This is a genomic window from Flavobacterium frigoris PS1 (assembly GCF_000252125.1).
GTDB lineage: Bacteria > Bacteroidota > Bacteroidia > Flavobacteriales > Flavobacteriaceae > Flavobacterium > Flavobacterium frigoris_A.
Genome location: NZ_AHKF01000018.1, coordinates 350227 through 366092, shown reverse-complemented (window position 1 = coordinate 366092; position 15866 = coordinate 350227). Strand labels below are relative to the sequence as shown.

The window sequence follows — 15866 nt, the reverse complement described above, 5'->3', positions numbered from 1 at the left end:
ACTTAAGATTTATTCATTTAAAAAAAATACACAACCACTTTAAAATTAAATATTTACATATAAAAAACTGGGGTTAAATAAAATAATAACAAATAATTAACCAAACACTTGTATATACAAATTAAAAAAGTGTTACATTTGTACCAACAAATAAGAAAAGCTTATTATGAAAATTGAAGATGAAATTAAAAGCACCGTTCCATTAAAGGTTTCAAAAAAAATCATTTTGAATATTTTATATACGCAAAATGTAATTCATGAAAAATTTAATGAAATATTAAAACCCTATGACCTATCCGGAGAGCAATATAATGTGCTGCGAATATTAAGGGGTCAAAAAGGAAATCCAGCTAATATGTGTCTGATACAAGAGCGTATGGTTGCAAAAACTAGTAATACGACTCGATTAGTAGACAAACTACTACTAAAGAACTTAGTGACAAGAAATGTGTGTCCTGAAAACCGCAGAAAAATTGAAGTAGCTATAACACAGAAGGGATTAGACATTTTAACAGAATTAGACCCTAAGATCATTGAACATGAGAATAATTTCTCCAAGAATTTGAATTTCGACGAACTAGAACAATTAAATATATTATTAGAAAAATACAGAAATCAACAAATAAATTAAAATTATGAGTACCTTTTTAGATAACCAAAACTGGCGTTATGCCACAAAGAAATTTGATTCAGCAAAAAAAATATCAGAATCAGATTTAGATTTTCTTAAAGAAGCTGTGCGCTTAAGCGCCTCTTCGTATGGTTTACAACTTTATAAAGTGTTGATCATTGAAAGTTCAGAACTTAAGGCACAATTATTGCCTTCTGCATACGGACAAACACAAATTACAGATGCTTCACATTTATTTGTATTTGCAAGTCAAACTAATGTTGGTGACGCAGAAATTGATGCTTACTTGAAAAATGCAAGCGAAATAAGAGAGCTTCCTATTGAAGCACTTGCAGGTTATGGAAACTTTATGAAAGGAGCTATTAACCCAATGCCAGAAGACCTTAAAAGCATTTGGACTGCAAAACAAACGTATTTAGCTTTAGGAAACTTATTAAATGCAGCGGCTGAGTTAAATATTGATGCAACTCCAATGGAAGGTTTTAACGCAAGCGCTTTCAATGAAATTTTAGGACTAGACAAACTGAACCTAACTGCAGTTGTAATTGCACCAGTAGGATACCGTCATACTGAAGATGACACACAACATCACAAAAAAGTTAGAAAATCAAACGAAGATTTATTTATTACACTATAATTATTAATTAGAATCAATTTTAAAAACAAAAATTAAACAAATGAAAAATTTAAAATCAATTGCATTAGCATTAGTGGTAGTATTATCTACTGTATCGGTATCTGCTCAAACAAAAAAAATAGATGCATCAGCAAGTACAATCAACTGGGTTGGTAAAAAAGTAACGGGACAACATGAAGGTACAGTAAACATTAAAGACGGAGCTCTTGTTTTTAAAGGAGCAAAATTAGTAGGTGGAACTTTTACTGTTGATATGACGTCACTAACTTCAACTGATCTTTCAGGTGAATACCAAGGAAAATTAAACGGTCACTTGAAATCAGAAGATTTCTTCGGAACTGAAAAATTCCCAACGTCTACATTAGTTTTCAAAACTATTGCAACTAAAACAAAAGACGTTTATACTGTTACTGCAGATTTAACAATCAAAGGAAAAACAAATCCAGTTACATTTGATATCGCTGTAAAAGCAAACACTGCTACTACTAAATTTAATATAGACAGAACTAAATATGACATTAAATACGGTTCAGGTAGTTTCTTCGATAACTTAGGAGACAAAGCAATCTCTGATGAATTTGAATTAGCTGTAGCTTTGAAATTCTAATATTTTATAATACCATGTTTACTAATTCACCCAACAAGAAATTGTTGGGTTTTTTATTACTTACATTCAAATAATGTAACAAAAAAGATAAAAAAATTAGATTTTTTTTTAGTTTAATATGTATGAATAACCAAATTACATTTATATCTTTGTAAAATGAAAACAACAATAAACAATACTTGGTGGTGGAACAATTTACGTCAATAGTCGTGAACTAAGCTCCTATAGTATTATCATATATAAATATAAAAGGCTTGTCATGACGACAGGCCTTTTTTTTTATGTCAACATTTTTTGCTCTTCATATCAATAAAAATCTTAAAATTTATTCATTTTGAAACTATTTACACTAAATACAAAATACAAACAAATACTCGCAGACACTATTACTCCTGTCAGTGTTTATTTGAAAATACGTGATAAATTCCCCAATAGCTTATTACTTGAAAGTAGTGACTATCATGGAAGTGATAACAGTTTTTCATATATCTGTTGTAATCCTATAGCTTCGATAAAAATTGAAAATGAAACTATTTTCAAAACCTATCCTGACGGTACCTCAGAAAAAATTATAATTGATAAAAACACGAATGTGCCTGAAGTAATTCAAGAGTTTTCACATCAATTCAAATCAGAAAAAAACGATTTCAAATTTATCAATAATGGTTTGTTTGGATACATTTCTTACGATGCCGTTCGTTATTTTGAAAAAGTGACTGTTGCCAAAAAAGACAATAGCATTTCAATTCCTGATATGTATTATGCCGTGTATCAAAACATCATTGCCATCAACCATTTTAAAAATCAGGCGTATATATTTTGTCATAGTCTCGATGGGAAAAATAACATTTCTGAAATAGAGCAACTATTACAATCCAGAAATATTGCTTCCTATAAATTTACCAAAGAAGGAGAAGGTTTCTCCAACTTGACTGATGACGAATTTAAGCACAATGTGGCTTTGGCCAAAAAACATTGTTTCCGCGGTGATGTTTTCCAATTAGTTTTATCCAGAAGGTTTACTCAAGGATTCAAAGGAGATGAGTTCAACGTTTATAGAGCATTGAGAAGCATCAACCCTTCTCCTTACCTATTCTTCTTTGATTATGGTGATTTCAAAATATTTGGTTCTTCACCAGAAGCTCAAATTATCGTAAAAGACCGCAAAGCCGAAATCCATCCTATAGCAGGAACTTTCAAACGAACTGGTGATGATGAAAAAGATGCAATCCTTGCAAAACAACTATCTGAAGACAAGAAAGAGAATAGTGAACATGTTATGTTAGTCGATTTAGCTAGAAATGATTTGAGCCGAAATGGACATGATGTAAAGGTTGAAAAATACAGAGAAGTGCAATTCTTCTCTCATGTAATTCACTTGGTTTCAAAAGTCACGGGACATTTACATGAAACAGCGACAACCATGCAGGTGGTAGCTGATACTTTTCCTGCTGGAACACTCAGTGGTGCTCCAAAACACAGAGCCATGCAACTGATCGAGGAATATGAAAAAACAAACCGCAATTTTTATGGTGGCGCTATAGGTTTCATGGATTTTGAAGGGAACTTTAACCATGCTATTATGATCAGAACGTTCCTGAGTAAAAATCACCAATTACATTCACAAGCCGGTGCCGGAATCGTAGCCAGTTCAGATGAAGAAAGTGAAATGGAGGAAGTGTATAACAAATTAAGAGCGTTGAATACAGCCTTAGATTTGGCAGAAACAATATAAAAATAATTAAAAGATTTAATAATTTAAGTATTTAAAGATTACACAAAAACTACAACTTTTCCATCTTTAAATCTTTCAATTTTTCAACAAAATAATGAAAAAAATACTAGTCATAGACAATTACGATAGCTTCACATATAATCTAGTTCACTATCTGGAAGATTTAAACTGTGAAGTAACCGTATACAGAAACGATGAATTTGATATCGAAGAAATAGCCATTTTTGATAAGATATTGCTTTCTCCTGGACCAGGAATTCCTGAAGAAGCTGGTTTATTGAAAGAAGTGATTCGGAAATATGCCCCTAGCAAAAGTATCCTTGGTGTATGTCTAGGACAACAGGCCATTGGTGAAGTTTTTGGAGGTACACTTTCTAACCTAGATAAAGTCTATCACGGGGTAGCAACAATGGTAAAAACAGTGGTCGATGACGAATTGTTGTTTGAAGGATTGGGTAATGAATTTGAAGTGGGTCGTTATCATTCTTGGGTGGTAGATACTACTTTACCAGATGTCTTAGAAGCTACTTCTTTTGATGAAAATGGACAGGTGATGTCTTTGAGACACAAAACATTTGACGTTCGTGGAGTACAGTTTCATCCAGAAAGTGTATTAACACCAAACGGAAAGAAAATATTAGAGAACTGGGTTAAAAACTAGTCATAATGTCGAAACCCTTTAGGACCTTCGGCTTTAGACTTTAAGACAAATAATGAAATGAAAAATATATTAAATAGACTCATAAACCATGAAATGCTTTCGAAAGAAGAAGCAAAAAATGTATTGGTCAATATTTCAAACGGGAGCTATAATCCAAGTCAGATTTCAGCATTTTTGACTGTATACATGATGCGTAGCATTAGTATCGAAGAACTTGCCGGTTTTAGAGAAGCCTTATTGGAACTTTGTATTCGTGTCGATTTATCTGCTTACAATGCAATCGATTTATGTGGAACTGGTGGAGATGGAAAAGACACTTTCAACATATCAACTTTAGCTTCTTTTGTGGCGGCTGGAGCGGGAATAAAAGTGGCGAAGCACGGTAACTACGGTGTATCTTCTATCTCTGGTTCAAGCAATGTGATGGAAAAATTAGGGATCAAATTCAGCAATGAGAATGATTTTCTGGAAGAAAGCATTGATAAAGCGGGAATTTGCGTTTTGCATGCCCCCCTATTTCATCCAGCTATGAAAAACGTTGGCCCAATCCGAAAAGAATTAGCGGTAAAAACCTTCTTCAACATGTTAGGACCAATGGTAAATCCATCTTTTCCAAAAAATCAGTTGGTAGGTGTTTTTAATTTAGAAATGGCCAGAATGTATGCTTATTTGTACCAAAATACCGATGTGAATTTTACCATTTTACATTCGCTAGACGGTTATGATGAAATATCTCTCACTAGCCCTACAAAGATTATCACTAGCAGTGTGGAAGGAATGTTATCTCATGAAAGTTTTGATGTTCGCCTTTTATCGCAAAGTGAAATTCAAGGTGGAAAAACCATCGATGAATCGGCACAAATGTTTACTGATATCATTTCTGGAAAAGGAACCGAAGCCCAAAACAATGTGGTTTGTGCCAATGCCGCAATGGCCATCGCAACTGTGACAAAATGTTCTCCTCTAGAAGGATTCGAAAAAGCCAAAGAAAGCTTACTATCTAGAAAAGGATTGAAAGCTTTGAATAAGTTACAAGAGTTGAGCAGATAAATAGAAATTGAAAAATTAAATGATTTAAAAATTTAAAGATTATGACAAAGTCCTTTGAAGAATTTGAAGTTTATAAAAAAGGAAGTCAATTGGCTAAACTGATCTTTAAATTATTAGAGTGTAAAGCTTTTGAAAAAGAATTTGGTTTTCAAAATCAAATAAAAAGAGCTGTCATTTCAATTACAAATAACATTGCCGAAGGATCTGAATATAATAGTAACAAACAATTGATTAAATATTTAAATTCGAAGAATGTGAAATAAGCGCCATCAAAAGCCCATTTTTTAATCCTTTAATTTTTCAATCTTTTAATAAATTAACAATGAACATTTTAGACAAAATAATAGTTGACAAGAAACGAGAAGTCATTCTCAAGAAATCCATCATTCCTGTATCCCAATTGGAAGCTTCTGTTTTTTTCGGAAAAGAAAGCATTTCATTGAGCCAAAATTTAAAGAATAGCACTTCTGGAATTATTGCTGAACACAAACGCCGCTCACCTTCAAAATCTGTAATTAACCATAGTTTTACCGTCGAAGAAGTAGTGCAAGGATACGAAAGTGCCGGAGCTTGTGGCATCTCGGTTTTGACAGATGGGAAATATTTTGGCGGCTCTCTTGATGATTTACTATTGGCAAGAGCCTCAGTAAACATTCCGCTATTGCGAAAAGAGTTTATTGTTGATGAATACCAAATCCTCGAAGCCAAAGCATACGGTGCTGACTTGATTTTGCTTATTGCGGCGGTTTTAACCCGTGCAGAAATTAAATCACTTTCTGAATTTGCTAAAAATTTAGGATTAGAAGTTTTGTTAGAAGTACATAGTGCAGAGGAGCTGGAAAAATCAATTATGCCCACATTAGATATGATTGGTGTCAACAACAGAAACTTGAAAACCTTTGAGGTTAGTTTGGATTTTAGCAAGCAACTTGCGAGTCAAATACCAGACGACTTTGTGAAAATTTCCGAGAGCGGCATTAGTTCAATAGAAGCAATAACCCAATTAAAACCATACGGATACCAGGGTTTCCTTATAGGTGAAAACTTTATGAAAACCGATAATGCCGGCAAAGCGGCAACGGAATTTATTGAGCAGTTAACACATAATTAATTATAAAAAAAGTATTGCAAGCTTGGCGCTTCCGTTGGGTAGCACAAGGTAAAACCTTAAAAACATGAAATTAAAAATCTGCGGCATGAAATATCCCGACAATATAATCGAAGTAGCGGCCCTCCTACCCGATTATATGGGCTTCATCTTTTGGGAAAAATCAGCTCGATATTTTAATGGTGTTATTCCTAAATTGCCTAAATCGATTAAAAAAGTTGGAGTATTTGTAAACGAAAGCATCGACATTGTCGCCGATAAAGTGCAGCTACACGATTTGCAAGCAGTACAATTACACGGAAAAGAATCGGTTGCTTTTTGTGCAGAATTAAAAACCAGATTACCTAAAAAAGTTGAGATCATCAAAGTCTTTTCGATAATCGACAGTTTTGATTTTGAAATTTTAGAACCTTTCGAATCCCTTTGCGATTATTTCCTTTTTGATACAAAAGGAAAACTACCCGGAGGAAACGGAACCACTTTCGATTGGACCGTTTTAGAAAAGTATCCCTCTACTAAACCTTTTTTCCTGAGTGGCGGAATAGGACTAGAGGAAATGCCAGAAGTAAATGAAATTCTAAAAACTAATTTACCCATTTATGCCATTGATGTAAACAGTAAATTCGAAATAGAACCAGGATTAAAAAGCATACAATTATGTGGAGGTATGCAGCAATATATCTCTAAATCTAACAAAATAAAAAACAAATAAAATGTCATACAACGTAAACGAAAAAGGTTACTATGGCGAGTTTGGAGGCGCCTACATCCCAGAAATGTTATATCCTAATGTGGAAGAACTTCGCCAAAACTACCTAAAAATCACAGCTGAGCCTGAGTTTCAAGCTGAATTTGATGCATTGCTAAAAGACTATGTAGGTCGCCCTACTCCTCTTTATTTTGCAGAACGCCTATCAGAAAAATACAATACTAAAATCTATCTGAAAAGAGAAGATTTGTGCCATACCGGAGCGCATAAAATAAACAACACGATTGGACAAATTATATTGGCCAAACGTTTGGGTAAAACCCGTATTATAGCTGAAACGGGGGCCGGTCAACACGGTGTGGCAACAGCTACCGTCTGCGCGTTGATGGGACTGGAGTGTATCGTGTACATGGGAGAAGTGGACATTAAGCGTCAAGCACCAAATGTAGCCCGCATGAAAATGCTGGGCGCCGAGGTTCGTCCAGCGCTTTCTGGTTCGAAAACCTTAAAAGATGCTACGAACGAAGCTATTCGTGATTGGATCAATAATCCCGTGGACACCTATTATATTATTGGTTCTGTAGTAGGACCGCATCCCTATCCAGATATGGTAGCCCGTTTTCAAAGCGTTATTTCTAAGGAAATTAAAGAGCAATTATTGGAAAAAGAAGGACGTGAAAACCCAGATTACGTAATCGCTTGTGTAGGCGGTGGAAGCAATGCAGCAGGTACTTATTATCATTTTCTTGACAATGAAGATGTCAAAATTATAGCAGTGGAAGCCGCAGGAATGGGAGTTGATTCTGGTGAAAGTGCAGCGACTTCAGCCTTGGGAAAAGTGGGCGTTATTCACGGTAGTAAAACATTGTTAATGCAAACCACTGACGGTCAGATCACCGAACCGTATTCCATTTCGGCAGGATTAGATTATCCTGGTGTTGGCCCAATGCATGCTAATCTTTTCAAAACTGGAAGAGCACAATTCATCTCTATCACTGATGAACAAGCAATGAGTTGGGGACTTAAGCTTTCAAAAATGGAAGGCCTAATTCCTGCTATAGAAAGTGCCCATGCCTTTGCAGTTTTGGATGAAATGAAATTCAAACCAGAAGACATTGTAGTCATAAATCTTTCAGGACGTGGAGATAAGGATTTAAATACCTATATTGACTACTTCAAATTATAGAGGATTTTCCCTTTAATAATTTTTGAGGTTTTATCCTGAATTTATTTCAGGGCGTTCCCGATTTCCCTGAAAAAACCAGGGAAATCGGGCGGGCTGTACGCTAAATTCCCGATAAGAAAACGACGGCAAAAGCCTTGTTTTCTAAATCGGGAGATACCGCTTCCATCCCTAACGCAAGTCAAAACAAGAAATTCGGATTTTACAATAAATTTCAAAACAGAAAACATGGAAAAATTATTCGCCTACGGAAACTTAAGAGAGGAAGACATTCAAGAAACCGTTTTTGGAAGATTACTAACAGGAATTCCTGAAACTTTGATGGGATATGCAGTAAAACAGATAAAAATTGAGGAAGAATATGGAATAGAATCTTATCCAATTATTGAGTCAACCGAAAACAAACAAGACACTATCAGTGGAATGGTGTACGAGGTCAGCGTTGAAGAACTGCAACTAGCAGATCGATATGAAGGTAAGCATTACAAAAGAATACAAGTCCAATTGAAATCTAATCAAGCAGCTTGGGCTTTTACGGCAATCACATAAATCAGCAAAAATAAAACCATAAAAAGCAGATTTTAAATCTGATAAAAAATACCCTAATGAACAGAATAAATCAAAAACTTAAAGAGGGCAAAAAGATACTTTCAATCTATTTTTCTGCTGGTTACCCTAATCTTAACGACACGGTACAAATCATTCACGATCTAGAAAAAAATGGCGTTGATATGATTGAGATAGGATTGCCTTTCAGCGATCCATTAGCCGATGGACCAACTATTCAAGCTAGTTCAACTCAAGCCTTGCATAACGGAATGACAACGCAAGTTTTGTTTGACCAACTGAAAGACATTCGTAAAACAGTATCTATTCCTTTGATTATAATGGGCTACTTCAACCCGATGTTGCAATATGGAATAGAGAACTTCTGCAAGAAATGTGCAGAAATCGGTATCGACGGATTGATCATTCCTGACCTGCCAGTTGATGTATATGCCGAAGAATTCAAAGAAACTTTCGAAAAATACGGATTGAAAAACATATTCCTGATTACGCCACAAACTACTGACGAGCGTATCCATTTTATAGACAGCGTTTCTGATGGATTTATTTATATGGTTAGTTCGGCCAGTGTTACAGGCTCTCAATCTGGATTTGGAAGTATTCAGGAAGACTATTTCAAACGCATTGCTACTATGAATCTAAACAATCCACAAGTAATCGGTTTCGGAATCAACAACAAAGAAACTTTCAACCTAGCCACTCAATTTGCCAAAGGCGCCATTATAGGTAGTGCTTTCATCCAGTACTTAACCGAAAACGGAATAGGAAAAATAGAAAAGTTTGTGAAAGCGATTCGATAAACAAAAGTGTTACTGTATAAAAAAAAACGGCGTTTAAGTAATTTAAACGCCGTTTTTTTGTATCACAATTTATATAAAAAAATTAAAATATTGCTAATCATTTTTTCATACATTAGCAAGAGAAAGACAAACTATTTATCACGCAAAGTCAACGATATCAGGGTGCATCGCGGTAATTTTATCAAACGCCAAATCAACTTCCTTTTTGTAGCGAAAACCAATGTAGAATAATAAAAAAGATTGTTTTAAATGAATTATTTGAGAGACCTCATCACGGTTAACAATACAGTTAATTAATCGTTTCAACGATATATTATTTGATAAAAAAACGAAAAGCAAATAAAAATGAAAATACTAACGTCTCTCTTTCAGGCTCTCCTATCGGAGAGAACTCGTGTTAAAGTCGAAAAAACAATTCTCAATATAGCATTGTTGAGTTTTTTGATTCACTTAGTCATTATCTACCTACAGAAATTCAATATTATAGATATCGGGGGAAACTCAGAATTACTAAAAAACCCTATATCAGCAATATACACACCATTTTCCTTTATTCTTATTTATGAAGTTTACCTATTAATTTACTACTTGCCAAAGTCGTTTACAACCTACATAACTAAGCAATATGAAATTATTACCCTTATTATTATTCGAAAATTATTTAAAGATTTATCCTCTTTAGAACTTACTTCTAACTGGTTCGAAATTAAAGGTGACTTAAAGTTTACTTATGATATCGTGGCGTCTCTTTTACTTTTTTATTTAATCTTTCAATTTCAAAAGTATGGAAAGCAAAAATTTGAAGATAAAACAGAGGCAACAGATTTTATTCAACGATTTGTTAAAAAGAAAAAAATAATAGCGGTTCTTTTGTTGCCACTATTTTTCGTAATGGCTTCCTACACGCTTATAAATTGGTTAACCGGCACTCCTATTTCGTCCACCCAGCTACCTATATTAGAAAGTATTAACAATCTCTTTTTTGACCAATTTTTTACGGTATTAATTTTAGTAGATGTAGTTTTACTTTTAATTTCTTTCTTTTACACTGACGAATTTCATAAAATAATGAGGAACTCTGGGTTTATAATTTCAACAATTTTAATCCGAATGTCCTTTGGCGTCAGTGGATTAGTCAACGTAATTTTAATTGTTGCCGCAGTCCTTTTTGGACTAATGATAATTATTATCCACAATAAATATGAAAGAGATATTTTGTCTACCAATGAAAAAATGCAAAAGTTACACAACGACGAAAACGAAACTTAGTTTATAAAACTGCTGCTGCTTATATAGCTGCCAGTTACCGCGATCAATAAAGTGCTCCTCTACAAAATAAACTTGTTGTAAAAGGCCTGTATTCTATCATAAAAATAAATTATAATTATGAATTATCACTTTAGAAAAGCTCAAATGTCTGAAAAAGCTCAAATATGGGAGATTCTACAACAAGCCATACTGCGAAGAAAAGAAGATGGCAGCAATCAATGGCAAGACGGCTATCCAAATCCGGATGTCGTAGAAAATGACATTGAAAAAGGTATCGGTTTTGTTTTACTCGAAGAAAAAACGATCATCGGTTATAGTGCCGTGATCATGAATTACGAACCTGCTTATGGTGATATTGAGGGAAAATGGCTTACGAATAATGAATTTATAGTCATTCATCGTGTAGCAATTTCAGAAAAACACTTGGGTAAAGGTTTGGCAAAAATGATTATCCGTTATGTAGAAGAATTTGCATTACAAAATAACATATACAGCGTAAAAGCCGACACTAATTTCGACAATATCCCAATGATGAAAATTTTTGAAAACCTAGGATATACTTTATGTGGCGAAGTTTATTTTAGAGGAAGTCCTAGAAAAGCATACGAGAAAGTATTGGATAAGTCTTTGTAAATAGAACACGTTATAGCTTCAAAAATCCAATTTATAAAACTCTCGTCTGTCCAAAGTAATAATATGACTATTGCGGTGCAGTAATACTATTTGGTCATCTTTAGAAAAAACACTACTTTTAATTTTATAAAAAGAGAGTCCTATGAAATGGAAATTAAGCCTTTACCTACTTATTGCAATTAGTCTGACAGCGCAGAGCCAAAACAACAAGGAATCCGAATTGATAAAAAAACTGTTAGAAAAAGAATCAGCAACATGGAGAGCTCAGGACAGTAAAGGTCATAGTGAATGCTGGTACATTCAGCCGTATAGCAGGATATTAGTTTCTACACCAAAAGGCGAAACTTTTGATGTCCCCCCAACAGCAATGATTAACAGCAAACCGGAGGCGATGGGAAATGGTGGTTTTGCCATAAACACCAATTACAAAATAAGTATTAACGGAAAAAGTGCTTGGGTGAGTCATGACGAAGAATCAACGGCTACAGATGGTAAAAAAACATTCTCCTACGAAATCAGACTTTTAGAGAAAATAAAAAACAAATGGAAATTAGTAGGTCAATCCATTCATATTTACAAATCAGAATAAGAACGCAGTTTAGCGAAATTTTAAAAAATATCTCAAAAATGCTTTGTAAAACAACAGAAAAAATCTGAGGAGTATTTTCTATTCATAAAAAAAGAGGACTAAAAAGTCCTCTTTTTTATAGTATTACCATGCGTAATAATTTTATACAGTTGCCTCTTCAGCAGCAGGCTCAAATTCCATATGATCTTCAACTTCAGCAGCTACTTCAGGTTTTGAAGCTTTTAGTGCGTTGAATCTTTCCATTTGTTCTAATTCCCCTTCTTCACCAGAGAAATAAGGAAATACATCCATAATAGGTGATTCTGTTATAGCTGGAATACTATAATCTCCCATTGTTCCTTTCATCACGGTAGTTGTGTTATCAAACGCTTCTTTTACATCATTAGCTTGCAATAAGATATACATATTTGTCTTGCGTTCTTTACCACTCTCTTCATCATAAGCTAACAAAGATACTTTTGATTTAAACCAACGATCACAGTTTTCAAAAGGATGAATCTCAGCAAAATTTGCCACTTTTATGTTTGTGATTTTAAATTCTTCACTAATATATGCCGACATTTCTTCATTAATTCTGCTTTCAGCTTCTGTATAAGACAAAGCATCTACCAAATAAGGTTCTGTTGCCATCTTTTGTAGACCAGTATCATCCGTTTTTCTATATTTTATTTTGCATTCGTACCACATAGTCTAATTTGTTTTTAATTAAGGATGTCAAAGATAGATTTTAAAGAAAAAAAAATCCACTATTCATAAAATAGATATTCACAATTTCGAACTGATACCTGTATTGATTACTCATCCCCTTTTGGGGTTTATATTCCACAAACACCAAATATCTTTATCAATCAGACAACAAAGCCGTTACTTCTATTTTCAGGAAATGAAATATCCAAATTAAAAAAAACACTGAAAAAAAAAATCAAGTTATTGCTTTAATCTCTCCTCTGTCGAGATGACAATAAACACAGAAAAGTGATAAATTCAAAAGAGTACAACTTTTCCATTAGCCCTATTTTCTACTCTTTATAAAATTCACTATTTTTACAGTCTAAAATTTATCTGATGCCAAACAAGAAATATAAAATAGCAGTCATTCAATTGAATCTTAACGACGTTGCCGAAAACAACCTTAAAAAATGTATTAGTTGGGTGCGTGATGCAGCAAAACTAGGTGCAGAAGTTATTTCGCTACCTGAATTATATAGCAGTCATTATTTCTGCCAAAGTGAAGATGTTGACAATTTTGCCATTGCAGAACCATTATACAGTACCTCTTTCATTGCTTTTTCCGCCTTGGCAAAAGAACTAGGAGTGGTAATCATTGTTCCTTTCTTCGAAAAAAGGATGGCAGGAATTTATCACAACAGTGCTTACATAATTGACACAGATGGCTCAGAAGCAGGATTATACCGAAAAATGCACATTCCAGATGATCCACATTTTTACGAAAAATTCTATTTCACGCCAGGTGATTTAGGTTTTAAAACAATTCCAACCAAAAAAGGAAAAATAGGAACTTTAATCTGCTGGGATCAGTGGTATCCTGAAGCGGCACGTCTGACGGCACTTCAAGGAGCAGAAGTTTTATTTTACCCAACAGCTATTGGATGGCATCCAGGAGAAAAAGACGAATATGGTGAAAACCAACATGGCGCTTGGATGAGTGTTATGAAAGGGCACGCCGTTGCTAACGGAGTATATGTTGCTGCTGCCAATAGAATTGGACTAGAACAATACTTACCTGATACAGATGGAATTCAATTCTGGGGATCATCGTTTATCGCCGGACCACAAGGAGAAATTTTGGCGCAAGCCTCACACGACAAAGAAGAAATCCTAATTGCCGAAGTTGACTTAGATTTACAAGAAAATGTACGTCAGAACTGGCCGTTCTTTAGAGACAGAAGAATTGATGCTTTTGGTGATATTACTAAAAGAGCAATTGACTAAGTAAGCTGCATATTTAGCTTAGAATCTGTAGAAAAAGGAAAGAAGTTCACCTATATATTTAATGAAGTAGTACTGATTTTTTTTATCAGCGGACCGAATCTCCCTGTTTTAAATAAAAAATGGACTAAAGCGAATTGCTCTGGTCCATTTTTATTTTTTATTAACCCAAAGATTTTCTTAATTCAATTCGGGTTGGTATATTTTAATAGTTCCGTCTCCTTCGCTACTTACAATCACTAAACTTCTTTTCGTCGGACTCTTAGAAGCTGGAATAAATAACAGACCTTCAGGAGCATCAGCTGTCTTTATACTTTGCAAATATTGTGGTGCTGCTGGATTTGTAATATCATAAATCATAACCGTATCAGCTCTTTCAAGACCTACAAACAAAATATTTTTATTTCCCATCTTAGCAACTACAACTGATTCTGGCTCTGAACCTTTGTCATCACTACGACCATCATCATAAGTTCCAAAATCATTAGACCGTTTATCTAAATCATTTTTACTATCAAAAACTAAGCTCCCTGAATCTCCATTCCAAATCGTAAATGAACGACCTCCAAAAGCAAATAATTCTTCATACTTGCCATCATTATTTGCATCACCCATTGTAGTAATTATGTTCAATCTACCCATCTTAGCTTCGGCTTGTAATGTAGTCGCATCTGGAAAAGCAAGAGGATCTAAAGTTAATTTACTCAATCTTTTTACATCAGCATAATCACCATATTCCCTTGCGTCACCTTCGTTAGCTGTAATAAAATAATTAACCCCATTTACAGAATAATTGGCAATTGCATCTGGCATAAACAATCCTTTTACTTTCCATGGACTAAACGTAACTATAGCATCTTTGTCACTAACGTCAATGGCATTTTCAGCTTTACTATAATCTTTAAATCCTAATGGAAAAATTTTAGAAATAGTTTTTGAGACCAAATCTACTTTGGCTACCGCATTATTTTCTTGCAATGTTACCCAAGCTGTTTTTGAATCTGCTGAAATTGTAACATATTCTGGTTCAATATCGGCAGCAAAACTGGCGCCCACTTTCCCGATTCTGAATCCAGCTGTGGTTAAAGCACTTAGTTGTGAACTAAAACTAGTAAAATCTAATGTTGTAACACTATAATTATTAGCAACATCAATGATAGAAATACTTCCATTGGGATCAACAGTGTAGTCGCTATTTGGTTCCCCTTCATTAGCAGTCATAATGTACTTACCGTCAGGAGAAAAAGTGACCATATCAGGCAAAGAACCCACCGATATTTCTTTAATCACAGTATAAGTGGCGGTATCAAAAATAACTACTTTACCCAGACCTTGCTTATTTGGTGTTGCTTCTAATGCTACAGCGAGTTTCCCATTGTAGGTAGCCACACTATTTGACGCTCCATTAAAAGGAGTTAAATCAATGCTCGCAATAAGTTTTGGATTTGATGGATCTGATAGATCGATAACGTCAATTTTATTATTGTCACTATTATTTACTGTAAAAAGCTTTTTTGAAACTTCATCGTAAGCACTTATTTCAGCAGCTCCCTCACCGCCAATAGTTAAAGAGCCAATTTCTTTAAAGCTAGAAGGGTTTTCGTTACTGACTTCTTCAGCTGTTTCTTCCTTTTGCGGGTCTTCATTTGCGCAACTTGACAATAAAAAAATTGTTGCTAATAAAGTCAATCCATACTTTTTCATAATACTACTTTTTAGTTTTTTCAAAAATAATGG

The 15866-nt window shown here is 34.3% G+C and carries 19 protein-coding genes; 16 read left to right on the top strand and 3 right to left on the bottom strand.

The window, feature by feature from the left end; genetic code table 11:
• Window positions 1-166 precede the first annotated feature (166 nt).
• The 12 genes from HJ01_RS10385 (at window position 167) to trpA (ending at window position 9688) form a co-directional block, all read left to right on the top strand.
• Entirely contained in the window at window positions 167-631 is a 465-nt protein-coding gene (locus tag HJ01_RS10385; RefSeq protein ID WP_007138353.1) for a MarR family winged helix-turn-helix transcriptional regulator, read from the top strand.
• Between the two features lie 4 nt (window positions 632-635).
• Window positions 636-1268 carry an NAD(P)H-dependent oxidoreductase gene (locus HJ01_RS10380; protein WP_007138352.1) on the top strand — a complete coding sequence of 211 codons (633 nt, stop codon included), beginning with the start codon at window positions 636-638 and terminating at the stop codon, window positions 1266-1268.
• Window positions 1269-1308: 40 nt separating this feature from the next.
• The gene (locus HJ01_RS10375; protein ID WP_007138351.1) at window positions 1309-1875 is read left to right on the top strand and encodes a YceI family protein; all 567 of its coding nucleotides are present in this window, start codon (window positions 1309-1311) and stop codon (window positions 1873-1875) included.
• A gap of 334 nt (window positions 1876-2209) precedes the next feature.
• On the top strand, window positions 2210-3610 hold the full coding sequence (locus tag HJ01_RS10370) for an anthranilate synthase component I family protein (protein WP_007138350.1): 1401 nt from the start codon (window positions 2210-2212) through the stop codon (window positions 3608-3610).
• 94 nt (window positions 3611-3704) lie between these two features.
• Window positions 3705-4271 (top strand): anthranilate synthase component II, encoded by a 567-nt coding sequence (locus HJ01_RS10365; protein ID WP_007138349.1) that lies wholly within the window; start codon window positions 3705-3707, stop codon window positions 4269-4271.
• Between the two features lie 57 nt (window positions 4272-4328).
• Entirely contained in the window at window positions 4329-5321 is a 993-nt protein-coding gene (gene trpD / locus HJ01_RS10360) for an anthranilate phosphoribosyltransferase (protein ID WP_040473849.1), read from the top strand.
• 41 nt (window positions 5322-5362) lie between these two features.
• Window positions 5363-5584 carry a four helix bundle protein gene (locus tag HJ01_RS10355; protein ID WP_007138347.1) on the top strand — a complete coding sequence of 74 codons (222 nt, stop codon included), beginning with the start codon at window positions 5363-5365 and terminating at the stop codon, window positions 5582-5584.
• A 59-nt stretch (window positions 5585-5643) separates the two neighbouring features.
• The gene (trpC, locus tag HJ01_RS10350) at window positions 5644-6432 is read left to right on the top strand and encodes an indole-3-glycerol phosphate synthase TrpC (RefSeq protein ID WP_007138346.1); all 789 of its coding nucleotides are present in this window, start codon (window positions 5644-5646) and stop codon (window positions 6430-6432) included.
• 64 nt (window positions 6433-6496) lie between these two features.
• A complete protein-coding gene (locus tag HJ01_RS10345) occupies window positions 6497-7141 on the top strand; it encodes a phosphoribosylanthranilate isomerase (RefSeq protein WP_040473848.1) in 645 nt (214 codons plus the stop codon).
• 1 nt (window position 7142) lies between these two features.
• On the top strand, window positions 7143-8324 hold the full coding sequence (gene trpB, locus HJ01_RS10340; protein WP_007138344.1) for a tryptophan synthase subunit beta: 1182 nt from the start codon (window positions 7143-7145) through the stop codon (window positions 8322-8324).
• Between the two features lie 225 nt (window positions 8325-8549).
• Window positions 8550-8870: a gamma-glutamylcyclotransferase family protein gene (locus HJ01_RS10335; protein WP_007138343.1), complete on the top strand. Its 321-nt coding sequence runs from the start codon at window positions 8550-8552 to the stop codon at window positions 8868-8870.
• A 56-nt stretch (window positions 8871-8926) separates the two neighbouring features.
• Window positions 8927-9688 (top strand): tryptophan synthase subunit alpha, encoded by a 762-nt coding sequence (gene trpA, locus HJ01_RS10330; protein WP_007138341.1) that lies wholly within the window; start codon window positions 8927-8929, stop codon window positions 9686-9688.
• 138 nt (window positions 9689-9826) lie between these two features.
• On the opposite strand, the gene HJ01_RS17655 is transcribed toward trpA, so the two are convergent.
• Window positions 9827-9994 carry a hypothetical protein gene (locus HJ01_RS17655; RefSeq protein ID WP_007138340.1) on the bottom strand — a complete coding sequence of 56 codons (168 nt, stop codon included), beginning with the start codon at window positions 9992-9994 and terminating at the stop codon, window positions 9827-9829.
• Between the two features lie 39 nt (window positions 9995-10033).
• Between HJ01_RS17655 and HJ01_RS10325 the strand changes: the two genes are divergently transcribed.
• The 3 genes from HJ01_RS10325 (at window position 10034) to HJ01_RS10315 (ending at window position 12179) form a co-directional block, all read left to right on the top strand.
• The gene (locus tag HJ01_RS10325; RefSeq protein ID WP_007138339.1) at window positions 10034-10957 is read left to right on the top strand and encodes a hypothetical protein; all 924 of its coding nucleotides are present in this window, start codon (window positions 10034-10036) and stop codon (window positions 10955-10957) included.
• 117 nt (window positions 10958-11074) lie between these two features.
• The gene (locus HJ01_RS10320; RefSeq protein WP_007138338.1) at window positions 11075-11590 is read left to right on the top strand and encodes a GNAT family N-acetyltransferase; all 516 of its coding nucleotides are present in this window, start codon (window positions 11075-11077) and stop codon (window positions 11588-11590) included.
• A gap of 142 nt (window positions 11591-11732) precedes the next feature.
• Window positions 11733-12179, top strand: coding sequence for a hypothetical protein (locus HJ01_RS10315; RefSeq protein WP_007138337.1), 447 nt, complete (start codon window positions 11733-11735; stop codon window positions 12177-12179).
• A gap of 141 nt (window positions 12180-12320) precedes the next feature.
• On the opposite strand, the gene HJ01_RS10310 is transcribed toward HJ01_RS10315, so the two are convergent.
• Window positions 12321-12866: a DUF4494 domain-containing protein gene (locus HJ01_RS10310; RefSeq protein ID WP_007138336.1), complete on the bottom strand. Its 546-nt coding sequence runs from the start codon at window positions 12864-12866 to the stop codon at window positions 12321-12323.
• 378 nt (window positions 12867-13244) lie between these two features.
• Here HJ01_RS10310 and HJ01_RS10305 point away from each other — a divergent pair, with 378 nt between their 5' ends.
• The gene (locus HJ01_RS10305) at window positions 13245-14132 is read left to right on the top strand and encodes a carbon-nitrogen hydrolase (protein WP_007138335.1); all 888 of its coding nucleotides are present in this window, start codon (window positions 13245-13247) and stop codon (window positions 14130-14132) included.
• A 177-nt stretch (window positions 14133-14309) separates the two neighbouring features.
• Here the strand turns inward: HJ01_RS10305 and HJ01_RS10300 are convergent, their stop codons facing one another.
• A complete protein-coding gene (locus HJ01_RS10300) occupies window positions 14310-15833 on the bottom strand; it encodes a choice-of-anchor I family protein (protein ID WP_007138334.1) in 1524 nt (507 codons plus the stop codon).
• Between the last annotated feature and the right edge of the window lie 33 nt (window positions 15834-15866).

What these genes read in the sequence shown, in the direction of transcription:
- HJ01_RS10375 (WP_007138351.1), top strand. Translation starts at nt 1,309, where the DNA reads ATGAAAAATTTAAAATCAATTGCATTAGCATTAGTGGTAGTATTATCT.
- HJ01_RS10335 (WP_007138343.1), top strand. Translation starts at nt 8,550, where the DNA reads ATGGAAAAATTATTCGCCTACGGAAACTTAAGAGAGGAAGACATTCAA.
- trpD (WP_040473849.1), top strand. Translation starts at nt 4,329, where the DNA reads ATGAAAAATATATTAAATAGACTCATAAACCATGAAATGCTTTCGAAA.
- trpB (WP_007138344.1), top strand. Translation starts at nt 7,143, where the DNA reads ATGTCATACAACGTAAACGAAAAAGGTTACTATGGCGAGTTTGGAGGC.
- trpC (WP_007138346.1), top strand. Translation starts at nt 5,644, where the DNA reads ATGAACATTTTAGACAAAATAATAGTTGACAAGAAACGAGAAGTCATT.
- HJ01_RS10365 (WP_007138349.1), top strand. Translation starts at nt 3,705, where the DNA reads ATGAAAAAAATACTAGTCATAGACAATTACGATAGCTTCACATATAAT.
- HJ01_RS10310 (WP_007138336.1), bottom strand. Translation starts at nt 12,866, where the DNA reads ATGTGGTACGAATGCAAAATAAAATATAGAAAAACGGATGATACTGGT.
- HJ01_RS10300 (WP_007138334.1), bottom strand. Translation starts at nt 15,833, where the DNA reads ATGAAAAAGTATGGATTGACTTTATTAGCAACAATTTTTTTATTGTCA.
- HJ01_RS10325 (WP_007138339.1), top strand. Translation starts at nt 10,034, where the DNA reads ATGAAAATACTAACGTCTCTCTTTCAGGCTCTCCTATCGGAGAGAACT.
- trpA (WP_007138341.1), top strand. Translation starts at nt 8,927, where the DNA reads ATGAACAGAATAAATCAAAAACTTAAAGAGGGCAAAAAGATACTTTCA.
- HJ01_RS10315 (WP_007138337.1), top strand. Translation starts at nt 11,733, where the DNA reads ATGAAATGGAAATTAAGCCTTTACCTACTTATTGCAATTAGTCTGACA.
- HJ01_RS10345 (WP_040473848.1), top strand. Translation starts at nt 6,497, where the DNA reads ATGAAATTAAAAATCTGCGGCATGAAATATCCCGACAATATAATCGAA.
- HJ01_RS10385 (WP_007138353.1), top strand. Translation starts at nt 167, where the DNA reads ATGAAAATTGAAGATGAAATTAAAAGCACCGTTCCATTAAAGGTTTCA.
- HJ01_RS10355 (WP_007138347.1), top strand. Translation starts at nt 5,363, where the DNA reads ATGACAAAGTCCTTTGAAGAATTTGAAGTTTATAAAAAAGGAAGTCAA.
- HJ01_RS10320 (WP_007138338.1), top strand. Translation starts at nt 11,075, where the DNA reads ATGAATTATCACTTTAGAAAAGCTCAAATGTCTGAAAAAGCTCAAATA.
- HJ01_RS10305 (WP_007138335.1), top strand. Translation starts at nt 13,245, where the DNA reads ATGCCAAACAAGAAATATAAAATAGCAGTCATTCAATTGAATCTTAAC.
- HJ01_RS10380 (WP_007138352.1), top strand. Translation starts at nt 636, where the DNA reads ATGAGTACCTTTTTAGATAACCAAAACTGGCGTTATGCCACAAAGAAA.